General features: G+C 63.4%; 1 protein-coding gene. It reads left to right on the top strand.

Annotated features, from left to right (window positions below):
• Positions 1 to 1038 (top strand): acetyl-CoA C-acyltransferase family protein (locus ACNAZA_RS22335; RefSeq protein WP_415798686.1); only part of this gene is annotated, 1038 nt, incomplete at its 5' end.
• Between the last annotated feature and the right edge of the window lie 163 nt (positions 1039 to 1201).

The raw sequence follows: 1201 nt of genomic DNA on the forward strand, positions 1-1201 counted from the left end.
GGCCATGTGGTCATGGGCAATGTGATCCCCACCGACACCAAGGATGCTTATCTGTCGCGCGTGGCGGCCGTCGATGCGGGCTGCCCCATCGAGACCCCGGCCTTCAACGTCAACCGTCTGTGCGGCTCCGGCCTGCAGGCCATTGTCTCGGCGGCGCAAGCCATTGCCCTGGGCGACTGCGAAGTCGCCATCGGTGCCGGCTCCGAATCCATGAGCCGCGGCCCTTACTTCGACATGGCCTCGCGCTGGGGCGCACGCATGGGCGATACCAAGAGCATCGACTACATGCTGGGCATCCTCCACGACCCCTGGCAAAAACTGCACATGGGCATCACGGCCGAGAACGTGGCCGAGCGCTACAACATCAGCCGCGCCATGCAGGACGAGCTGGCCGTGCTGAGCCAGCAGCGCGCCGCCGCTGCGATTGAAGCCGGCCGCTTCAAGGAACAGATCGTGGCCGTGGAAATCGCCACCCGCAAGGGCGTGGTGCGGTTCGACACCGACGAGCATGTGCGTGCCAGCACCACGCTGGAAACCCTGGCCGGCATGAAGCCCGCTTTCAAGAAGGAAGGCGGCACCGTCACCGCCGGCAATGCCTCCGGCATCAACGACGGCGCCGCTGCCGTGCTGATGATGAGCGAGCAGGCCCTGAAGTCGGCCGGTGCCAAGCCCCTGGCCCGCCTGGTGGGTTACGCCCACGCCGGTGTGGAGCCCGCCTATATGGGCATAGGCCCCGTGCCCGCTACGCAAAAAGTGCTGGCCCGCACCGGCCTGAAGATCCAGGACATGGACGTGATCGAAGCCAACGAAGCTTTTGCCGCCCAGGCCTGCGCCGTGATCCAGGAGCTGGGCATGGATCCCGCCAAGGTCAACCCCAATGGCTCGGGCATCTCCCTGGGCCACCCCGTGGGTGCGACCGGCGCCATCATCACCACCAAGGCGATTGCCGAGCTGCACCGCACCGGCGGCCGCTACGCACTGGTGACCATGTGCATTGGCGGCGGCCAGGGCATTGCCGCGATTTTTGAGCGCGTGTAAGTCTCTAGACGACCAAGCAAAAAGGCCTGCCGGATCACTCCGGCAGGCCTTTGCTGTCTATGAATTTGATAGCTGTCAGCGCTTGATCAACAAGCCACTCAATGCAATATTGCTTTATAAGTTAGGCAAATAAAGCGCAACCGGCTATTGAATCAATAGCTTT

It is taken from the genome of Comamonas aquatilis, assembly GCF_965139575.1.
Taxonomy (GTDB): domain Bacteria; phylum Pseudomonadota; class Gammaproteobacteria; order Burkholderiales; family Burkholderiaceae_C; genus Comamonas; species Comamonas aquatilis.